15 protein-coding genes and 1 tRNA gene are annotated in these 19,258 nt (G+C 72.6%); 11 read left to right on the top strand and 5 right to left on the bottom strand.

Going from position 1 to position 19,258, the window contains the following annotated elements; translation table 11 throughout:
- Window positions 1–92 precede the first annotated feature (92 nt).
- Both CEB94_RS07875 and CEB94_RS07870 read right to left on the bottom strand, forming a co-directional pair.
- A complete protein-coding gene (locus CEB94_RS07875) occupies window positions 93–1,754 on the bottom strand; it encodes a helix-turn-helix domain-containing protein (RefSeq protein WP_175431482.1) in 1,662 nt (553 codons plus the stop codon).
- 118 nt (window positions 1,755–1,872) lie between these two features.
- Window positions 1,873–4,293 (bottom strand): SCO7613 C-terminal domain-containing membrane protein, encoded by a 2,421-nt coding sequence (locus CEB94_RS07870; RefSeq protein WP_175431481.1) that lies wholly within the window; start codon window positions 4,291–4,293, stop codon window positions 1,873–1,875.
- 61 nt (window positions 4,294–4,354) lie between these two features.
- On the opposite strand from CEB94_RS07870, the gene CEB94_RS07865 reads away from it, so the two are divergent.
- Both CEB94_RS07865 and CEB94_RS07860 read left to right on the top strand, forming a co-directional pair.
- Window positions 4,355–4,801 carry an SRPBCC family protein gene (locus tag CEB94_RS07865; RefSeq protein WP_175431480.1) on the top strand — a complete coding sequence of 149 codons (447 nt, stop codon included), beginning with the start codon at window positions 4,355–4,357 and terminating at the stop codon, window positions 4,799–4,801.
- Between the two features lie 39 nt (window positions 4,802–4,840).
- A tRNA-Val gene (locus tag CEB94_RS07860) sits at window positions 4,841–4,912 on the top strand.
- 59 nt (window positions 4,913–4,971) lie between these two features.
- Here CEB94_RS07860 and CEB94_RS07855 read toward each other — a convergent pair.
- Window positions 4,972–5,700, bottom strand: a complete 729-nt coding sequence (locus tag CEB94_RS07855) for a 3'-5' exonuclease (RefSeq protein ID WP_175436929.1) — start codon at window positions 5,698–5,700, stop codon at window positions 4,972–4,974.
- Window positions 5,701–5,869: 169 nt separating this feature from the next.
- Between CEB94_RS07855 and CEB94_RS07850 the strand changes: the two genes are divergently transcribed.
- The 4 genes from CEB94_RS07850 (at window position 5,870) to CEB94_RS07835 (ending at window position 10,356) form a co-directional block, all read left to right on the top strand.
- Complete coding sequence (locus CEB94_RS07850) at window positions 5,870–6,436, top strand: DUF4365 domain-containing protein (protein WP_175431479.1); 567 nt, start codon at window positions 5,870–5,872, stop codon at window positions 6,434–6,436.
- Window positions 6,433–7,659: a hypothetical protein gene (locus CEB94_RS07845; protein ID WP_175431478.1), complete on the top strand. Its 1,227-nt coding sequence runs from the start codon at window positions 6,433–6,435 to the stop codon at window positions 7,657–7,659. Before CEB94_RS07850 ends, CEB94_RS07845 begins: the two co-directional genes overlap by 4 nt.
- Window positions 7,660–7,751: 92 nt before the next feature.
- Entirely contained in the window at window positions 7,752–9,728 is a 1,977-nt protein-coding gene (thrS, locus tag CEB94_RS07840) for a threonine--tRNA ligase (protein WP_175431477.1), read from the top strand.
- 67 nt (window positions 9,729–9,795) lie between these two features.
- Window positions 9,796–10,356, top strand: coding sequence for an HIT family protein (locus CEB94_RS07835; RefSeq protein WP_175431476.1), 561 nt, complete (start codon window positions 9,796–9,798; stop codon window positions 10,354–10,356).
- A gap of 110 nt (window positions 10,357–10,466) precedes the next feature.
- Here the strand turns inward: CEB94_RS07835 and CEB94_RS07830 are convergent, their stop codons facing one another.
- Together CEB94_RS07830 and CEB94_RS07825 are read right to left on the bottom strand one after the other, a co-directional pair.
- Window positions 10,467–12,134, bottom strand: coding sequence for a hypothetical protein (locus CEB94_RS07830; protein WP_175431475.1), 1,668 nt, complete (start codon window positions 12,132–12,134; stop codon window positions 10,467–10,469).
- A 171-nt stretch (window positions 12,135–12,305) separates the two neighbouring features.
- Complete coding sequence (locus CEB94_RS07825; protein WP_175431474.1) at window positions 12,306–14,504, bottom strand: elongation factor G-like protein EF-G2; 2,199 nt, start codon at window positions 14,502–14,504, stop codon at window positions 12,306–12,308.
- Between the two features lie 243 nt (window positions 14,505–14,747).
- Between CEB94_RS07825 and pgsA the strand changes: the two genes are divergently transcribed.
- The 5 genes from pgsA to pdxS all read left to right on the top strand — a co-directional run bounded on the left by pgsA (window position 14,748) and on the right by pdxS (window position 19,245).
- The gene (pgsA, locus tag CEB94_RS07820) at window positions 14,748–15,521 is read left to right on the top strand and encodes a phosphatidylinositol phosphate synthase (RefSeq protein WP_246112138.1); all 774 of its coding nucleotides are present in this window, start codon (window positions 14,748–14,750) and stop codon (window positions 15,519–15,521) included.
- The gene (locus CEB94_RS07815) at window positions 15,518–16,426 is read left to right on the top strand and encodes a phosphatidylinositol mannoside acyltransferase (RefSeq protein WP_175431473.1); all 909 of its coding nucleotides are present in this window, start codon (window positions 15,518–15,520) and stop codon (window positions 16,424–16,426) included. Before pgsA ends, CEB94_RS07815 begins: the two co-directional genes overlap by 4 nt.
- Window positions 16,423–17,586: a glycosyltransferase family 4 protein gene (locus CEB94_RS07810; RefSeq protein ID WP_175431472.1), complete on the top strand. Its 1,164-nt coding sequence runs from the start codon at window positions 16,423–16,425 to the stop codon at window positions 17,584–17,586. Before CEB94_RS07815 ends, CEB94_RS07810 begins: the two co-directional genes overlap by 4 nt.
- Before the next feature lie 74 nt (window positions 17,587–17,660).
- Window positions 17,661–18,203, top strand: coding sequence for a LemA family protein (locus CEB94_RS07805; protein WP_175431471.1), 543 nt, complete (start codon window positions 17,661–17,663; stop codon window positions 18,201–18,203).
- A gap of 136 nt (window positions 18,204–18,339) precedes the next feature.
- Window positions 18,340–19,245, top strand: a complete 906-nt coding sequence (pdxS, locus tag CEB94_RS07800; RefSeq protein ID WP_175431470.1) for a pyridoxal 5'-phosphate synthase lyase subunit PdxS — start codon at window positions 18,340–18,342, stop codon at window positions 19,243–19,245.
- The last annotated feature ends 13 nt before the right edge of the window (window positions 19,246–19,258 follow it).

Here is a 19,258-nt window from a genome sequence, read left to right as displayed (position 1 = left end):
CGTTGTGCGGTACGACGAAGAAGCGGCCCTGCGATGGTGGCCGCGGCTGAACGGCGGACGCCACGCCCGCGGCCCGCCTCGGCGCCGGTCGCTCAGGGGCGGGCGCCGTCGGCGTCCCCACCCAGACGCAACTGCACCTGGGCGAGCAGCCGGGCGTCGGAACTCTCCAGGTTCAGCCCCGACACCTGCGTGATCCGCCGCAACCGGTAGCGGAGGCTGTTGGAGTGCACGCCCAGCGCGCGCGAGGCGGCTGACACGTCACCGAAGTGGTCGAGGTAGGCGCGCAGGGTCTCCACCAGGCAACTGCCGCTGTGACCGGCGTCGAACTCCCTCAGCCGGGCCACCGAGGTCCGCGGTGGCAGCGCCACCTCTCGCAGCGCGTCGACGACTTGAAGGATGCCCACGGTGTCCGCGACGTCCTCGCTCCGCGCGACGGTGCGTGGCCCGGCGGCCGCGATGAGCGCCTGCAGGGTCCGCTCGGCCGACCGACGTGACGCGGGCGCCCCCGCCAGGCCTTGGACCACGTCGCCGAGCCCCACTTTCACCACCGGGCCGATCGTCGCCGACAGTTGATCGGCCAGTGCTTCCCCGAGCCGCCTCACCTGGTCGTCGGCCCGCCCCGCGTCGCGCTCCAGCCCGCTCAGCAGCACCAGGATCCTGCCGCCCGCCGGGACCACCACGACTCTGTGGCCCAGGGCCGCGCAGTGCAGGGTGAGCAGCCCGTGCAGCCCGGACGGGTCATCGTCCCCGGGGCGGCCGGACCCGGTTCCCACCGCCAGGACGGCACAGGGCTGCCGGGGCGGAAGCGAGGCCCGCTCCGCGAGCACCTCGACGGATCCACGGTCCTCCAGCAGCGCCCGAGCCGCGTCCTCCACCAGGCGGCCGTCCGAGCTGTGGGTCCGGTGGTGCAGCAGGTGGGCGGCGGCGGCCCGGACCGCCGCGCGCAGTGTCTCCGCGGCGTTCGGTGACAGCGGGCGGCCCGCGACCGCCGCCACCCAGATGGACCCCAACGTCTCTCCGCCCGCCCGTACGGCGCCGACCAGACGCTCCGGGTCCTGGCCGTGAGCGGGCCGGTGCAGCACGTCGCCCGCCCCCCACAACGCCTGGAAGAATCCCGCCTCCCGCATGGCCGCCACCCGCCAGGGCGGCACACGACGGCCGAGGATGGTCAGTCGGCGCATCTCGTCCACGTTCTCCTCGGTGGAGGAGTAGGCCAGCACCCGCGACTCCGTGTCCTCGATGGTCACCGAGCCTCCCACCAGGGCCGCCACCGCGTCGGCCAGGGAATCCAGATCGCCCAGGCGCACGCCGCTGGTCGCCGGCAGCGGGGGAACCCCCGCCGCCGCCAGCCCCGCCCTCAGCACCCCCACCAGTTGTGCCCAGGTGCACCAAGCGGTACGGAAGAGCACCGCCGTGCCGCTCTCCTCCGCGGCCGCCTGCAACGCCCGCGCGGTGGGCTCCGGCCGCCCCGGGCCGAACACCACACCGGCCGCACCGGCCTCACCGGCCCGGCGCACCACGTCGACCGCATGCGCCGAGCGCGGGTCGACGCCGACGGCGAGCAGTAACTCCTGCGGTCTGATCACGGGCTCCAGGGCGTCCAGCACATGGACACCGGTGACGCTCGTCCGCAGTCCCTCCGGAGCCGTGTGCAGCTCCACGGCTCCCGCCCCCACCACCGAGAGCAGGCGCTGCAGTGTCCCCTGATCCTCGGCGCCGCTGCCGCGGCCCGGTGATTCCCCCAGGTCCGTCAAGATGCCTCCCCCATCCCCCTCCGACCGTGCCGCCGGCGGCACGGTCGGACCATGTATGACATCACGGGCCCTGTCCGCAGTCGAGACGACCCCACGGCACGCATACGGACCGACGGCGCTAGTCCATCCTCCCCAGGGCCTCCCGCACCCGCCGGACGTCCCGGATCCGCTGCTCGTACGTCGCCCCGAGTGCGAGCAGCAGGAGCCCGGCCAGGGCGGGAGGGGCCCAGCGGGGGAGCGCCCCCGTCACCTGCACGACGTACGGGGCGAGTTCGTGCAGGGTGACCAGGGCCAGCACCGAGCCGCCGAGCACCAGCGGCGCCCGGAGGTGGTGCCGGGCACCCAGCAGGGTGACCAGCAGCGCCGCCGTGCCCAGCAGCAGCGGGCGCGTCCAGTGCGGATCGGCCCAGGCCGCGACGAGGCTCGGCACCAGGGTGGCGGCCAGCCCGGGGCCGTATGCCGTCCAGGACGAGGCCTGCGCGTCCCGGCGCCGGCGCAGCGCTCCGACGAGCAGCGCCGGGACGGTCACCGGGAGGGTGTACGCCTCGGGCGTGCCGACGTCCCAGGCCGCCAGGCGCACCCACGCGGCCAGCACGAACAGGGCCGTGGCCGCGTAACCGACGGGACGGCGCCCGGCACGCAGGGCCGTGCCCGCGGCGATCACCCCGTACAGGGCCAGCACCAGGGCGAGCATCGGCGGGTCGGTGACGGCGAGAGCCGCGGCGAACAGACCGAGGGCGGCGCCCGTAGCCTCGACGGGCACCGTCGTCCGGGACGTGCCCAGGCGTGCCGCGAGCAGGGCGGCAGCAGCGGCGACCACCAGAACCAGCAGGGCGGTTCGGGCCGGCGGCCAGTCCGCTGCGGCACCGGACGCCGAGGCCAGCGCGGCGGCGTACAGGAGAGCCGCCGGGGCCGTGAACGGGGCGACGCCCGCCCGCCAGGAGGCCGCGGCGAACAGCGCCGTCAGCACGGACAGCACGACGAGGGTCGCGGACTGGGAGGCGAGGCTGACCAGGGTGAGGCCGAGGGCCGTGACCAGGGCGAGGACGAGGGCCGTGACCCGCGCGGCCGACGCCGGGATCCGGCACGCGTACAGCGCTGCCGCCGTCACGACGCCCAGGACCAGCATCCCCACGGGGTAGGGAGCCTCGAAGACCGCCGGAAGCAGCAGAGCCGTGGCCCAGAGCAGACCCAGCGAGCCGAGCCGGGCCCGCCCACGCCACTCCACCGCGCGGACCGCCAGGGCGAGAACGGCGGCGACAACCACCAGCACAACGGGAGCCACCGCCGCGTCCGGCGGCCAGGGCACCTCGACGGCCACCGCCGAACGGGCGTCCGACGGGGCGCCGCTCCACGCCCGGCCCAGCCGACCGGCCGGGCCCAGCAGCACCACGGCGACGACGGGCAGCGTCCACAGCACCGCCAGCGCCTGTACGGCACCGGAGGCCCAGGCGAAGCCCCTCCGCAACGCGTCCGGCAGCCGTTCGGCCCGCACTGCCCCCAACAGGGCGATGCCAACGGCCAGATAAGCCGGAACCGCCCACTCCGACGGCACCCCGGAACGGGCCACCCCACCGAGCGCACCCACGACGAGCAGCCCGGACGTGATCGCGAGGCCGAGGGCGTGCCGGATGCCCGGCCCTCGCCGGGCCGCACCCAGGGCGATCGCCGCCGCGAGCACGAGCAGCGCCCCGGCACGGGAAGCGTCACCCGGGCCGTCGGCCGTCAAGGACAGCCAGCCGGCACCCAGAACGCCCCAGCCACCCATGCCGTACGCACCGACGACGGCCGTGATCCGCACGGCCCCGGCCGTCAGCCGCACCACCGCGACCGCGTCGAGCCCGGCCGTCACCAGCAGCGCGGCCGTGATCACATACGGACCCGCGTCGGCGGACAGGGCCCACAGCAGCAGCGGGAACTGGGCGGCGGCCAGGGCGGAGGGCAGGGGCAGGCGCAGCGCGGCCGTGACCGGCAGCAGGCCGTACGCCGACCAGGTCGCCGCCAGCACCGCGGACGCGGCGGCCGCGTACCCGGTGCCGTCCGTCCCGGAGAGGGCCGCCGCGTGCAGCGCGTAGGCGTCGAGGACGGTCAGGGCGAGCCCGAGGCCCGCCACGGACTCAGCCGTCGACCGCAGCCCCCGCTTCAGCAGTGCCACGGGCGCGGCGAGCGTGGCCAGCGTGACCGCGCCGAGCACCAGAGCCCGCCCGCCGATGCCCATGTGCCCCCAGCTGACCAGCGTGAACACCGCAGCCGCGAGCGTGAGCAGGACACCGCCGAGGACCAGCAGCATGTTCTGCACACTGGGCGCCGCCGTCTCGGGGCGCGGCGGTGCGGCGGTCGGGGGCTGCGCCGAGGCCCAAGGCCGCGACTGCTGCCGCGTCTGCTGCAGGGCCGCGACCAGCCAGGCGCGACGGGTCAGCAACTGGGAACGCCGGGCGTCCAGTTGCCAGAGTTCGGCGTCGAGGAGCCGCAATTCCTCGGCCGGGGGCGGAAGGTGGGTCATGGATCGCAGTGTGGCCCGTGTCACCCCGCCCGGCATGAGCGCGGATACTCATGCGCGTACTCAGACAGTCCGTGCCGCGAGTGGGCAGACTGCCGGGATGGACTGGAACCATTACCGCTTCCGCAGTCTGTGGACCCTGCCCGCGCCCCCCGCCGCCGTGTACGACGTGCTGGAACGCCCCGAGGACTACCCGCGCTGGTGGCCCCAGGTCCAGGAGGTGACCCGGCTCGACGACACCACCGGGGTCATCCGCATCCGCTCCGTCCTGCCGTACGACATGACGTTCACCGCGCGGGAGGTGCGGCGCGATGCCGCGGCCGGTGTGCTGGAGACCGTCCTGTCCGGGGACATCGAGGGCTGGGCGCGCTGGACGGTCACGCCGCAGGGGACGGGCAGTCTCGCCCGCTACGACCAGGTGGTCAGCGTGCACAAGCCGCTGCTGCGGCGGTTCGCCGTACCGGGACGGCCCGTCTTCCGCGCCAACCACGCGCTGATGATGCGGTCCGGGCGGCGCGGACTCCGCAGGCACCTCCGAGCGGTTTGAAGGAAGCGTGCCCGGGCCTGTATTGTTCACCGCGTTCCCGGGCGATTAGCTCAGTGGGAGAGCGCTTCGTTCACACCGAAGAGGTCACTGGTTCGAACCCAGTATCGCCCACCGGAAACAGCCGGTCCGTCGCAGACGGACCGGTTTTTTCATCGTCGGGACCGCTCTGCTCAGGCCGCCGCCGGCAGGTCCGGACGCAGCGGCCACGCCGGGTCGACGGCCTCGTCCACGCCGCTGCGCGCGAACCACGCCTGCAGACCCCGCGCCTGCGCCGCGTGCCACACCGCCTGCAGGGTGTGCAGCTCACCCGGGGCGAGCCGCTCCAGCCGGGACGCGAACCGGCGGCCCACCGCCCGGGTGACCTCCAGCGCCGCCACGGCGTCGGCCGCCGCGTCGTGGGCGCCCTCCAAGGCGACGCCGTAGTGCGCGCACAGGTCCGTCAGGGTGCGGCGGCCCTTGCGGTAGCGGTCCAGATGCTTGTCCAGGACCCGCGGGTCGAGCACGGACAGTGGCGCCGACTCGAACCAGCGGTCGAGCGCCGAGGCGCGATGGCGGCGCAACTCCCGGTCCAGCATGGTCAGATCGAACGGCGCGTTCATCACCACCAGCGGGCGCCCGGCGTGCGCCTGCTCGGCCAGCGCCCGCGCTATCTCGTACATGACCGGAGCCGGCCACCGGCCGTTGCGCTGCAGGTGCTCCTCCGTCAGCCCGTGCACCTCCGTCGCCTCGGCGGGCACCGGCACCCCCGGGTTCACCAGCCAGCGGCTCACCCGCGGCCGGATGCCCGGGGCATCCTGGACGACGACGGCGGCCGACACGATCCGGTCGGTCTCGACGTCCACGCCCGTCGTCTCCGTGTCGAAGGCGGCCAGCGGCCCCTCGTACCAGCACGTCGTCATAGCCACACAACCCCTCACTCACCTTCGGCAGTTGACGCTCCGTCCGCTGCCCGATTCGGTGATACCCGGGCTGTTTGCGCCGTACGCCGGAAGGAGACAACAGGAGTACGGGTTGGTGCAGTTCAGCGGCCCGCAGCGGGGAATCACTTGTTCTGGAAGGCTGTTGGCCATGGCCATAGCGCAGCCCGAACGGGGCGGGCTGCTGCCCGAGCGCACGGCTCCCTCTCGCGGCACACTCGCCACCACCGCCTGCATGGAGACACTGCAGGTCGGCTATCTGCACGCCGTCGCGGCAGCCGCCGGCTGCTCCCTGTCCCAGCCCTTTCCCGACAACGGCATCGACTGGCACGTCAGCCACAGCGCCCCCGGGCACACGGTCGACGACGAGGTCACCATCAAGGTGCAGCTCAAGGCCACCTACCAGGTGCCGCCCAACCCGCCGGGCCGCACCTTCTCCTTCACGCTCGACAACGACCACCTGGCGAAGCTCGCCCGCACACCCGTGTCGGTGCACAAGATCCTCGTGGTGATGCTGGTGCCGCGCGCCCAGGACGACTGGCTGCGCGCCGGCCACGACCGGCTGGACCTCCGGCACTGCTGCTACTGGACCAACCTCGCCGGACAACCGATCACCGGCCGCCGCCGCACCACCGTGCGCATACCGACCTCACACATCTTCGACGACCGGGCCCTGTGCGAGATCATGACGCGGGTCGGGACGGGAGGGAAACCGTGACGCACCGCCCGACCGAGGGGCCACTGAGGCCCGTACGGCCCCACCCCGCCGAGACTCCCTTGAGCGGCTCCGCACCCGACGCCGTGGACGTCGACCCGGCCGTACTGAGCGCCCTGCTGCGCCGGCACGGCTGGCAACGGCGCGGCGGCGCCCCCGGGCGCTACGGCCGCTGGACCCCGCCCGGCCCCGGCGGCAGCGGCACCAGCCTCCTGGTGCCCGAGAGCCGCGCCTTCCCCGACAGCGACGACCTGCTCGGCGAGGCCCTGCTCGCGCTGTCCCGCAGCGGCACGCCGTCCGCCCGCGAGGTCCTCGTCTCCCTCGCCGTGCCCAGCGACGAGATCCGCTGGTGGCACGACGTCCCCGCCGGCCCCGCCGGCGCGGCGTCCTGGACCGTCGAGGACCGGCTGCGCGGCGCCGCCCGCCGGATGCTGCTCGCCGCGGCCCTCGCCACCCGCGCGCGGGCCGGCTACCACGGCGCCCGCCACCGGCGCTCCGCCGCCGCGGCTCTGCGACACGTCCTGGTCGGCTCCGCCGCCGACGGCCGGCTCACCGCCTTCGTGCCCGTCGCCGGCGGCCGCCCCCTCGCCGTACGCCTCCACCAGGCCCTGTTCGCCGCCCGGGAGGCCATCGACTACCAGCGGGCCACCGGCGGCATGGACGCCTTCGACGCCGCCGTCGAGGCAGGAGTGAGCCACGAGCTCACCGAATCCCTCGTCGCCCTCGTCCGGGGCACGGAGGGCGCCCGGATCGCCGTCGCATGGGACCCGGCGGCCGGTGTGCCCGAGGGCTGCGCACCCTCCGCCGAACCCGTCGAGTTCTCACCCGGCGACCTGGCCGCGCTGCGCGAGGCGGGTGCCCGCTACCTGCGCGAGGAACCCGCCGTGCCGGTGCGGATCACGGGAGCGGTGGTACGGCTGCGCAGGTCCGGGCCGCGCGGTGACGGCACCGTACGGCTGCGCGTGCTGTCCGGGGCCGACGTGCCGAACGTCCGGATCACCCTCGACGAGGAGGCGTACCGGATCGCCGGGCACGCCCACCTCGTCGGGCTCCCGGTGCGGGTGCAGGGACGGCTGGAGAGCCGGGGCGGATTCCGCCGCCTCACCGGTGCCCACGGGGTCGTCCCCGTACAGGTCGACGACGCCGAGCGGGACCGGCTGATGAAGGAGCTCCACGAGAACCTCGACTTCTTCGAGGAGGCCTGCGGAGGGGACTGCGGGGACTGATTTCGCGAAGGGTGCTCCCGGGTCGGTACGATCCTTACTCGTGCGCGCGCTCCGGTATGGCGCCCGCGGCCCCCTTCAGTCAGGAGAGACCGGTGTCAGACGTCCGTGTGATCATCCAGCGCGATTCCGAGCGGGAAGAACGCGTGGTGACGACGGGCACTACGGCCGCCGAGCTCTTCGCCGGCGAGCGCTCGATCATCGCCGCGCGCGTGGCCGGCGAGCTCAGGGACCTGTCGTACGCCCTGTCCGAGGGCGACGAGGTCGAGGGCGTCGAGATCTCCTCCGAGGACGGCCTGAACATCCTGCGCCACTCCACCGCGCACGTCATGGCGCAGGCCGTGCAGGAGCTCTTCCCCGAGGCCAAGCTCGGCATCGGCCCGCCCGTCAAGGACGGCTTCTACTACGACTTCGACGTCGAGAAGCCGTTCACGCCCGAGGATCTCAAGGCCGTCGAGAAGAAGATGCAGGAGATCCAGAAGCGGGGGCAGCGCTTCTCCCGCCGCGTGGTCACCGACGAGGCCGCCCGCGAGGAGCTGGCCGACGAGCCGTACAAGCTGGAGCTGATCGGCCTCAAGGGCTCCGCCTCCAGTGACGACGGCGCGGACGTCGAGGTCGGCGCCGGCGAGCTGACGATCTACGACAACCTGGACGCCAAGACCGGCGACCTGTGCTGGAAGGACCTCTGCCGAGGCCCCCACCTGCCGTCGACCCGTGCGATCCCGGCGTTCAAGCTGATGCGCAACGCCGCCGCCTACTGGCGCGGCAGCGAGAAGAACCCCATGCTCCAGCGCATCTACGGCACCGCCTGGCCCACCAAGGACGAGCTGAAGGCGCACCTGGAGTTCCTCGCCGAGGCCGAGAAGCGCGACCACCGCAAGCTGGGCAGCGAGCTGGACCTGTTCTCCATCCCGGAGCAGATCGGCTCCGGCCTCGCCGTCTTCCACCCCAAGGGCGGCATCATCCGCCGGGTCATGGAGGACTACTCGCGCCGCCGCCACGAGGAAGAGGGCTACGAGTTCGTCTACACCCCGCACGCCACCAAGGGGAAGCTCTTCGAGACCTCGGGCCACCTGGACTGGTACGCCGACGGCATGTACCCGCCCATGCAGCTCGACGAGGGCGTGGACTACTACCTCAAGCCCATGAACTGCCCCATGCACAACCTGATCTTCGACGCGCGCGGGCGTTCCTACCGTGAACTGCCGCTGCGCCTCTTCGAGTTCGGGACGGTGTACCGCTACGAGAAGTCGGGCGTCGTGCACGGCCTGACCCGCGCGCGCGGCTTCACCCAGGACGACGCGCACATCTACTGCACCCGTGAGCAGATGTCGGAGGAGCTCGACAAGACGCTCACCTTCGTCCTCGGCCTGCTGCGCGACTACGGCCTGACCGACTTCTACCTGGAGCTGTCCACCAAGGACCCGGAGAAGTTCGTCGGCTCGGACGAGGCCTGGGACGAGGCCACGGAGACCCTTCGCCAGGTCGCCGAGAAGCAGGGCCTGCCCCTGGTGCCCGACCCGGGCGGCGCCGCCTTCTACGGCCCGAAGATCTCCGTCCAGACCAAGGACGCCATCGGCCGCACCTGGCAGATGTCGACCATCCAGCTCGACTTCAACCTGCCGGAGCGCTTCGACCTGGAGTACACCGGCCCCGACGGCTCCAAGCAGCGCCCGGTCATGATCCACCGCGCGCTGTTCGGCTCGATCGAGCGCTTCTTCGCGGTGCTCCTGGAGCACTACGCGGGTGCCTTCCCGGCGTGGCTCGCCCCCGTCCAGGCCGTCGGCATCCCGATCGGCGACGCGCACGTGGAGTACCTGGAGAAGTTCGCCGCCGCGGCCAGGAAGAAGGGCCTGCGCGTCGAGGTCGACTCCTCCTCCGACCGCATGCAGAAGAAGATCCGCAACGCCCAGAAGCAGAAGGTGCCCTTCATGGTCATCGCGGGCGACGAGGACATGTCCCACGAGTCCGTGTCCTTCCGCTACCGCGACGGTTCGCAGGAGAACGGCATCCCCTTCGACGAGGCCATCGCGAAGATCCAGAAGGTCGTCGAGGAGCGGGCGCAGGTCTGATCTCACACGGTGTACGGGCCCCCGGGGAGATCCGGGGGCCTTTGCCGTCCCCCCAGCTCGACGCCATATGCTGCACTGCATGACGAGTGAGCCGGAGCAGCAGCTGGGAGTAGGGACGCAGGACGCGTTCCAGCGTCTGTGGACGCCCCATCGGATGGCCTACATCCAGGGCGAGAACAAGCCCACCGGCCCGGGTGCCGGCGACGGCTGCCCCTTCTGCTCGATCCCGGCGAAGTCCGACGAGGACGGCCTCGTCGTCCGGCGCGGCGAGCAGGTCTACGCGGTGCTCAACCTCTACCCGTACACCGGCGGGCACCTGATGACGGTGCCTTACCGGCACGTCGCCGACTACACCGACCTCACGGCGGGGGAGAGCGCCGAGCTCGGCGAACTCACCAAGCAGGCGATGACGGCCCTGCGCACGGCCTCCGGCGCACACGGCTTCAACATCGGCATGAACCAGGGCACGGTCGCCGGCGCGGGCATCGCCGCGCACCTGCACCAGCACATCGTGCCGCGGTGGGGCGGGGACACGAACTTCATGCCCGTGGTCGGGCACACGCGGGTGCTGCCGCAGCTGCTGGCGGACACGCGCAAGATGCTGGCGGAGGCCTGGCCGACCGCCTAGCCTGCGGGCAGTCGTGCCGCTGGGGCGGCACGGGTGGGCGCGGGCGGCACCCCGCAGCGCCGGGTTGCGCACGCACCCCGCCCCAGTAGCAACGCCGGGCGCCTCAATACCTACGCGTCGTACACATCGGCCTTCTTCGGCGAAGCCTCCTGCACAGCCCCACTGAGCGCCGCCGACCTGGACCCGAACTTCTCCACGTCCACCCCGTTCTCCCGCAGCACCTTCAGCGCCGCCGTATGCACCACCCGCAGCACGGGTGTGGCCGCCCGCAACGCGTCGTCGGCCATGAACCGGTGCCGCCACGGCTGGTCGGCCCAGGCGTGCCGCAGACCGAACGGCTCCGGCAGCGTCAGACTGCCGCCGAGCCAGTTCAGCAGCGGCGGGTACCAGGTCAGCGGGGCACGCGCGGCCAGCCGTACCACCTCGTCGGCGTCGATCAGGGGCATCTTGACGGTGCGGGTCTCCCAGAAGCGGAAGGCCTTCTGGACCGTCTTCTCCTTGGCCGCCGGCTTCTCGTTGAACAGCGGGTTGACCGGCCCCAGCGCGTGCCCGGTGACCTCGATGCGCAGCGTGTCGTGCAGCACGGTCACCGTGATCAGCATCGTGATCACCAGGTGGCCGTCCCACAGGGTCCACTGCACGCCCAGGTAGTGCCGGTCGCCGCTGCCGAACTGCTGCTTGTTGCAGATGTCCTGTATGGCGTGATTTCGGACCGTGTACGCGTCGACGTCCGTGCCGCTCGGCCGCGACACCTCCGTCGCCTTCTCGCCGATCGGGGAGACGACCCAGTGCGTGATGGACGGCTTGGGGAAGCCGCCGGTGTTGATGGACGTGCGCTCCAGCATGCCGAGACCGCCCTGGATCGCCACGATGACGTCCCAGCTGCGGAACGGATGGAACTCCTTGCCCGGATCGGCGGAGACCAGCTCCTCGGCCAGCTGCCAGCTGCCCCACCGCGTGCCCATGCCGAGTATGCCCTTGGGGCCGGCGTAGAAGACCGAGTTGGACCGCTGCTCGGCGGCGAGGCGGGCCAGCTCCTTGCGGACCTGCTCGGCCGCGTCACCGGGGTTGCCGGGGACGGCCTCGGGGATCTTGGCGCCCACGCCGCCGCCCGAGAGCATGCTCGACCAGCGCTCCCGCAGGTCGCGGGCGGTCCGCTCGCAGATCTGCTTGGCCCAGAACCAGCCGACCACCGGCATGATCACCGCCGCGCGTCCGTACAAGGCCCAGAAGCCCGTGAACGGCATGCGGATCACGAACAGCACGGCGAGCGCGCCCATGGCGAGCAGCAGGGTCGTGGCGAGGGCGCCGGCGCGCTTGTCCTCGCGCTTGGCCATGGTGGTGCGCAGCGTGAACACCAGCAGCCACACGAGGAAGCCGGGCAGGAAGAGCACCCCGCAGATCACCGTGATCGCCGAGAGCCAGTTGTCGCGGTCGCGGCGGATGCGGTGGGCCGCCAGGCAGTGCTCCACGACGACCTGGGGCTCGATGCCGAAGGACTGGATGACCGGCTTGCGCCCGGCACCCAGCATCCGGTCGATCACCGCGCGGGAGAAGGCCTCACCGAACCTGGGGCGGAAGATCTTCGCCCACGAGCGCGGGGGAGTCACCTTCGACCGGTGCCACTCGTTGTCGGCGGCCAGGATCTTGGTGACCTCGTCGTCCCGGTACGCCGCCGCGGCCAGCGCGTAGGTCGCCGCCGTCTGGCCGCTCGCACCCGCCAGGGGAACCTGGGCTCCCGGGCTGAAGTCGAATCCGTCCGTCACTGCCGCCCCCATCGCTGCCGCATCCGCATCTGCGGCCTTCCCGACTTCCGCGCTCCGCACACCTGTTGATCAGGTCATCAGCGTATCCGTCCGCACCGGCACGCGGGGGCGGGCGGCCCGTCAAGCCGCCCGCCCCCGCGGAGGGGGGCCCTCAGGAGGGCACTTGGTGGCGCCCGGCGCCAACTACGAGGCCTTGCGCTCCTCTTCACGCACCCGGTCCGCGACCTGCTGCGGCATCGGTTCGTGCCGCGCGTACCGGCGGCTGAACCCCGCCGTGCCGTGCGCCATGGACCGCAGGTCGATCGCGTACCGGCCGATCTCGATCTCGGGCACCTCGGCCCGGATCAGGGTGCGCCCGCCGGGTGTCTGCTCGGTGCCGAGCACCCGGCCGCGCCGCCCCGACAGGTCGCTCATCACGGCGCCCACGAAGTCGTCGCCGACCAGCACCGACACCTCGGCCACGGGCTCCAGCAGATGGATCTTCGCGTCGGCCGCGGCCTCCCGCAGGGCGAGCGCCCCGGCCGTCTGGAAGGCGGCGTCGGAGGAGTCCACCGAGTGCGCCTTGCCGTCCAGGAGGGTCACCCGTACGTCGATGAGCGGATACCCGGCCACCACTCCCCGGGCCGCCTGGGCCCGTATGCCCTTCTCCACCGACGGGATGAACTGCCGGGGCACCGCGCCGCCCACGACCTTGTCGACGAACTCGATGCCGGAGCCACCGGGCAGCGGCTCGACCTCGATCTCGCAGATCGCGAACTGCCCGTGCCCGCCGGACTGCTTGACGTGCCTGCCCCGGCCGGCCGACTTGGTCGCGAACGTCTCGCGCAGGGACACCCGGTGGGGGACGACGTCGACCTGGACGCCGTACCGGCTGCGCAGCCGCTCCAGGGCGACATCGGCGTGGGCCTCGCCCAGACACCACAGGACCACCTGGTGGGTGTCCTGGTTCTGCTCCAGCCGCATCGTCGGGTCCTCGGCCACCAGCCGGGCCAGGCCCTGGGACAGCTTGTCCTCGTCCGGTTTGCTGTGCGCCTGGATGGCCAGCGGCAGCAGCGGGTCGGGCATCTGCCACGGCTCCATGAGCAGCGGGTCGTCCTTGGCGGACAGGGTGTCCCCGGTCTCGGCGCGGTTCAGCTTCGCCACGCAGGCCAGGTCGCCCGCGATGACGTGCGACACCGGGCGCTGCTGCTTGCCGAACGGCGTGGACAGGGCGCCGATCCGCTCGTCGACGTCGTGGTCCTCGTGCCCGCGGTCGGCCAGCCCGTGCCCGGAGACGTGGACCGTCTGGTCGGCGCGCAGGGTGCCGGAGAAGACGCGGATCAGCGACAGGCGGCCCACGTACGGGTCCGAGGAGGTCTTCACGACCTCCGCGACCAGCGGGGCGCCCGGGTCGCACGGCTTGAGCGCGCGCGGCTTGCCGTCGGTGGTCGTGACCCGCACCGTCTCGTGCTCCAGGGGCGTCGGGAAGCCCCGCGTGATCAGTTCCAGCAGTTCCACGGTGCCGATCCCCTGCCGGGCGCCCTCACCCGCGGGGGCGGCGGCCAGGACGGGGAAGAAGACCCCGCGCGCGACGGCCCGCTCCAGGTCCTCGATGAGTGTCTTGACGTCGACCGGCTCCCCGGCGAGGTAGCGGTCCATGAGGGTCTCGTCCTCGCTCTCCGAGATGATCCCCTCGATCAGCCGGTTACGGGCCTCCTCGATCATCGGCAGCTGGTCCTCGCCCGGCTCGGACTCCTTGCGCTCGCCGGTCGAGTAGTCGAACAGCTTCTGCGACAGCAGCCCGATCAGCCCGGTCACGGGCGCGTGCCCGTCGGGCGCCTGGGGGCCGTGCAGCGGCAGGTAGAGCGGCAGGACCGCGTCGGGATCGTCCGCGCCGAAGGCCTCCGCGCAGGTCCGGGTCATCTCCTCGAAGTCGGAACGCGCCGACTCCAGGTGCGTGACGACGATGGCCCGGGGCATGCCCACGGCCGCGCACTCCTCCCACACCATGCGGGTCGAGCCGTCCACACCGTCCGAGGCCGAGACGACGAAGAGGGCCGCGTCCGCCGCGCGCAGACCGGCCCTGAGTTCACCGACGAAGTCGGCGTATCCGGGGGTGTCGAGCAGGTTGACCTTGATGCCGTCCCACTCGACGGGTGCCAGGGAGAGCTGTACCGAGCGCTGCTGCCGGTGCTCGATGTCGTCGTAGTCGGAGACGGTGCCGCCGTCCTCCACGCGGCCCGCCCGGTTCACCGCCCCCGCCGTGAGTGCGAGGGCTTCCACCAACGTGGTCTTGCCCGATCCGGAGTGGCCGACCAGCACCACATTCCGTACGGACTGAGGGTGGTCGGCCGCTCGTGCCCTGCCGGCGGCCCCAGGGTGTGTCTGTGCCTTGTCGCCCATGATCCTGCCTCCCGTGCACGGTGAGGTCCCTGTGGGCGCGGACACGCGGGACCCTCCCCCACACTCCGTCCGGGGGTACCCCCAGCGGTGCGGCTCCGGCGACGCCCGCGGTCATTCGACCTTCCCACTCCCGTCACGGTGCGTCCATACGAACGACGTGACCGCCCCGCCGACCAGCGCCCCGAGGTTCCCCCGAAAGGGGTGCGGGTGCCCGCACCTCGGCCACGCGCGCGCGTGACTACGATGGGCCAGCCGGTGGCCAGCAGGGGCCAGACGGCGACACCGACCCTCGGGAAGGCCATGCTGAACAAGTACGCGCGTGCATTCTTCACGCGTGTCCTCACACCGTTCGCCGCGTTTCTGATCCGCCGGGGCGTCAGCCCCGACACCGTCACGCTCATCGGTACCGCCGGTGTGGTCGCGGGCGCGCTGGTCTTCTACCCCATGGGCGAGTTCTTCTGGGGCACGGTCGTGATCACGCTGTTCGTGTTCTCCGACCTCGTCGACGGCAACATGGCCCGTCAGCTCGGCCGCTCCAGCCGCTGGGGCGCCTTCCTGGACTCCACGCTCGACCGGGTCGCCGACGGCGCGATCTTCGGCGGCTTCATCCTCTGGTACGCCGGCGGGGGCGACGACCTCGTCCTGTGCGCCGTCTCGATCTTCTGCCTGGCCAGCGGCCAGGTGGTCTCGTACACCAAGGCCCGGGGCGAGTCGATCGGCCTGCCGGTCGCGGTCAACGGGCTCGTCGAGCGGGCCGAGCGCCTGGTGATCTCCCTGGTCGCGGCCGGGCTCGCGGGCCTGCACACGTTCGGGGTGCCGGGCATCCAGTACCTGCTGCCCGTCGCCCTGTGGATCGTCGCCGTGGGCAGCCTCGTCACGCTGATCCAGCGGGTCGTCACGGTCCGCCGGGAGTCCGCCGAGGCCGAGGAGGCGGCGGCCGCCCAGGACGACGCGGCCACGCAGGACAATGAGGGCAAGCAGCAGAACGCCTCCCACGGGAGCGAGGCGGCCACGTGAGCGCACAGGACCGGCTGACGGACGCGCTGTACGGCCTCGGCTGGAGCACGGTCAAGAAGCTCCCCGAGCCGGTCGCCGTACGGCTCGGCCGGACCATCGCCGACCTGGCCTGGAAGCAGCGCGGCAAGGGCGTCCAGCGCCTGGAGAGCAACTACGCGCGCGTGGTGCCCGGCGCGAGCCCCGAGCGCCTCGCCGAGCTGTCCCGCGCGGGCATGCGCTCCTACCTGCGCTACTGGATGGAGTCCTTCCGGCTCCCGGCCTGGAGCGCGGAGCGGATCAAGGGCGGCGTCGAGGTCAAGGACCTGCACCACCTCACCGAGGGCCTGGCCGCCGGCAAGGGCGTCGTCCTCGCCCTGCCGCACCTCGCCAACTGGGACCTCGCCGGCGCCTGGGTCACCACGCGGCTCGGCATCCCGTTCACCACGGTCGCCGAGCGCCTGAAGCCCGAGACGCTCTACGACCGGTTCGTCGCCTACCGCGAGGGCCTCGGCATGGAGGTCCTGCCGCACAGCGGCGGCACCGCCTTCGGCACCCTGGCCCGGCGGCTGCGCGACGGCGGCCTGGTCTGCCTGGTCGCCGACCGCGACCTGTCCGCGTCGGGCGTCGAGGTGGACTTCTTCGGTGACACGGCCCGCATGCCGGCCGGACCGGCCCTGCTCGCCCAGCAGACGGGCGCCCTGCTGCTGCCCGTCACGCTCTGGTACGACGACTCGCCCGTGATGCGGGGCCGGGTCCACCCGCCCGTCGAGGTCCCCGAGTCAGGCACGCGCGCCGAGAAGACGTCCGTCATGACACAGGCGCTGGCCGACGCCTTCGCCACGGGCATCGCCGACCATCCGGAGGACTGGCACATGCTGCAGCGCTTGTGGCTCGCGGACCTCGACCCCGAGAAGGGGCGCCCGTGAGGATCGGCATCGTCTGCCCGTACTCCTGGGACGTACCGGGCGGCGTCCAGTTCCACATCCGGGACCTCGCCGAGTACTTCCTCCGCCTCGGCCACGAGGTGTCCGTCCTGGCCCCGGCCGACGACGACACCCCGCTGCCGCCGTACGTGGTCTCGGCCGGACGCGCGGTGCCGGTCCCGTACAACGGGTCGGTGGCCCGGCTGAACTTCGGCTTCCTGAGCGCCGCCCGGGTGCGCCGCTGGCTGCACGACGGCGCGTTCGACGTCATCCACATCCACGAACCGACCTCGCCCTCCCTGGGCCTGCTGACCTGCTGGGCCGCCCAGGGGCCGATCGTGGCCACGTTCCACACCTCCAACCCGCGCTCCCGCGCGATGATCGCCGCGTACTCGATCCTCCAGGCCGCCCTGGAGAAGATCAGCGCCCGGATCGCGGTGAGCGAGTACGCCCGCCGCACGCTGGTGGAGCACCTCGGCGGCGACGCGGTCGTGATCCCGAACGGCGTCGACGTCGGCTTCTTCGCGGAGGCCGAGCCCAAGGCGGAGTGGCAGGGCGACACGATCGGCTTCATAGGGCGCATCGACGAGCCCCGCAAGGGGCTCCCGGTGCTGATGAGGGCCCTGCCGAAGATCCTCGCCGCGCGCCCGCAGACCCGGCTGCTGGTCGCCGGGCGCGGTGACGAGGAGGAGGCCGTGGAGTCCCTGCCGGCCGGGCTGCGCCCCCGCGTCGAGTTCCTCGGCATGGTCAGCGACGAGGACAAGGCCCGCTTCCTGCGCAGCGTCGACCTGTACGTCGCCCCCAACACCGGCGGCGAGAGCTTCGGCATCGTCCTCGTCGAGGCGATGTCCGCCGGAGCCCCTGTCCTCGCCTCCGACCTGGACGCCTTCGCCCAGGTCCTGGACCGGGGGGCGGCCGGCGAACTGTTCCCCAACGAGGACGCCGACGCCCTGGCCGACGCGGCCGTGCGGCTCCTGGCGGACCCGGAGCGGCGGGCGGAGCTGCGCGAGCGGGGGAGCGCCCACGTGCGGCGCTTCGACTGGTCGACCGTGGGCGCGGACATCCTGTCCGTCTACGAGACGGTGACGGCCGGAGCGACGGCGGTGGCCGAGGACGAGCGGACGACCGGACTGTGGGGGCGGCTGGGGTTCGCCCGGGACTGACACCGGGCCGGCGGCCGGCCACGGTCCGGGCGGGGTGAACGGCGAGGACGCTCGTGCCGCTAGCCTTGCCGCCCGTGACCACCACTCTGATCTGGATCGCCGTCGCCCTGGTCGCGGTCGGGCTCTACCTGAGCTGGACCGCCGGCCGGCTCGACCGTCTCCACGCCCGGATCGACGCCGCCCGGGCCGCCCTGGACGCGCAACTGCTGCGCCGGGCCTCGGTGGCGCAGGAACTGGCGACGTCGGGGGTCCTGGACCCGGCCGCCTCGATCGTGCTGTACGAGGCCGCGCACGCCGCCCGACAGGCCGAGGAGGAGCAGCGGGAGGTCGCCGAGAGCGACCTGAGCCAGGCGCTGCGGGCCGTCTTCGGGGAGGCCCCGCAGGTGGAGGCGGTGCGCGAGGCGCCCGGGGGAGAGGAAGCGGCCCGGGAACTCACCGAGGCGGTCCGCAAGGTGCCCATGGCCCGGCGCTTCCACAACGACGCGGTACGGGCGGCCCGGGCCCTGCGCCGGCACCGCAAGGTGCGCTGGTTCCGCCTGGCCGGTCACGCGCCCTTCCCGATGGCCTTCGAAATGGACGACGAGCCTCCGGCGGCCCTGGTGGACCGGGCCGCCTGAGCCCTGTTCCCATGGCGTTTTCCGGCCGACCGACGCAAAAGGATCCACGGCGTTCCCATTGGCCCTTGCTGTGGCCTGGTTCTCTCACGTTTCCTCAGTGCTGCAGAAACCCCCTTTCCCATCAGCGAGGTCACCCGTGTCCATCTCCGAAAACCAGGCTCCCGAGACCGGCACCGCCCGTGTGAAGCGCGGCATGGCCGAGCAGCTCAAGGGCGGCGTCATCATGGACGTCGTCACGCCGGAGCAGGCGAAGATCGCCGAGGACGCGGGCGCCGTCGCCGTCATGGCGCTGGAGCGGGTCCCGGCCGACATCCGCAAGGACGGCGGCGTGGCCCGCATGTCCGACCCGGACATGATCGAGGGCATCATCGAGGCCGTCTCGATCCCGGTCATGGCCAAGTCCCGCATCGGCCACTTCGTCGAGGCCCAGGTCCTGCAGTCCCTCGGTGTCGACTACATCGACGAGTCCGAGGTCCTCACCCCGGCCGACGAGGTCAACCACTCCGACAAGTGGGCCTTCACCACGCCGTTCGTCTGCGGCGCCACCAACCTGGGCGAGGCCCTGCGCCGCATCGCCGAGGGCGCCGCGATGATCCGCTCCAAGGGCGAGGCCGGCACCGGCAACGTCGTCGAGGCCGTCCGCCACCTGCGCCAGATCAAGAACGAGATCGCCCGCCTGCGCGGCTACGACAACAACGAGCTGTACGCCGCCGCCAAGGAGCTGCGCGCCCCGTACGAGCTGGTCAGGGAAGTCTCCGAGCTCGGCAAGCTCCCCGTGGTGCTGTTCTCCGCCGGCGGTGTCGCCACCCCGGCCGACGCGGCCCTGATGCGCCAGCTCGGCGCCGAGGGTGTCTTCGTCGGCTCGGGCATCTTCAAGTCCGGCGACCCGGCCAAGCGCGCCGCCGCCATCGTCAAGGCCACCACCTTCTACGACGACCCGAAGATCATCGCCGACGCCTCCCGCAACCTCGGCGAGGCCATGGTCGGCATCAACTGCGACACCCTCCCCGAGGCCGAGCGCTACGCCAACCGCGGCTGGTAAGGCACAGGAATCC

The sequence above is a fragment of the Streptomyces hawaiiensis genome (genome assembly GCF_004803895.1).
Lineage (GTDB): Bacteria > Actinomycetota > Actinomycetes > Streptomycetales > Streptomycetaceae > Streptomyces > Streptomyces hawaiiensis.
This window is presented reverse-complemented; position numbering and strand designations above follow the sequence as displayed.

Excerpts from the sequence above, each read along its gene's own strand:
- CEB94_RS07870 (WP_175431481.1), bottom strand. The coding sequence starts at position 4,293 with ATGCCGGGCGGGGTGACACGGGCCACACTGCGATCCATGACCCACCTT.
- CEB94_RS07865 (WP_175431480.1), top strand. The coding sequence starts at position 4,355 with ATGGACTGGAACCATTACCGCTTCCGCAGTCTGTGGACCCTGCCCGCG.
- CEB94_RS07855 (WP_175436929.1), bottom strand. The coding sequence starts at position 5,700 with ATGACGACGTGCTGGTACGAGGGGCCGCTGGCCGCCTTCGACACGGAG.
- CEB94_RS07850 (WP_175431479.1), top strand. The coding sequence starts at position 5,870 with ATGGCCATAGCGCAGCCCGAACGGGGCGGGCTGCTGCCCGAGCGCACG.
- CEB94_RS07835 (WP_175431476.1), top strand. The coding sequence starts at position 9,796 with ATGCTGCACTGCATGACGAGTGAGCCGGAGCAGCAGCTGGGAGTAGGG.
- CEB94_RS07830 (WP_175431475.1), bottom strand. The coding sequence starts at position 12,134 with ATGGGGGCGGCAGTGACGGACGGATTCGACTTCAGCCCGGGAGCCCAG.
- CEB94_RS07825 (WP_175431474.1), bottom strand. The coding sequence starts at position 14,504 with ATGGGCGACAAGGCACAGACACACCCTGGGGCCGCCGGCAGGGCACGA.
- pgsA (WP_246112138.1), top strand. The coding sequence starts at position 14,748 with ATGGGCCAGCCGGTGGCCAGCAGGGGCCAGACGGCGACACCGACCCTC.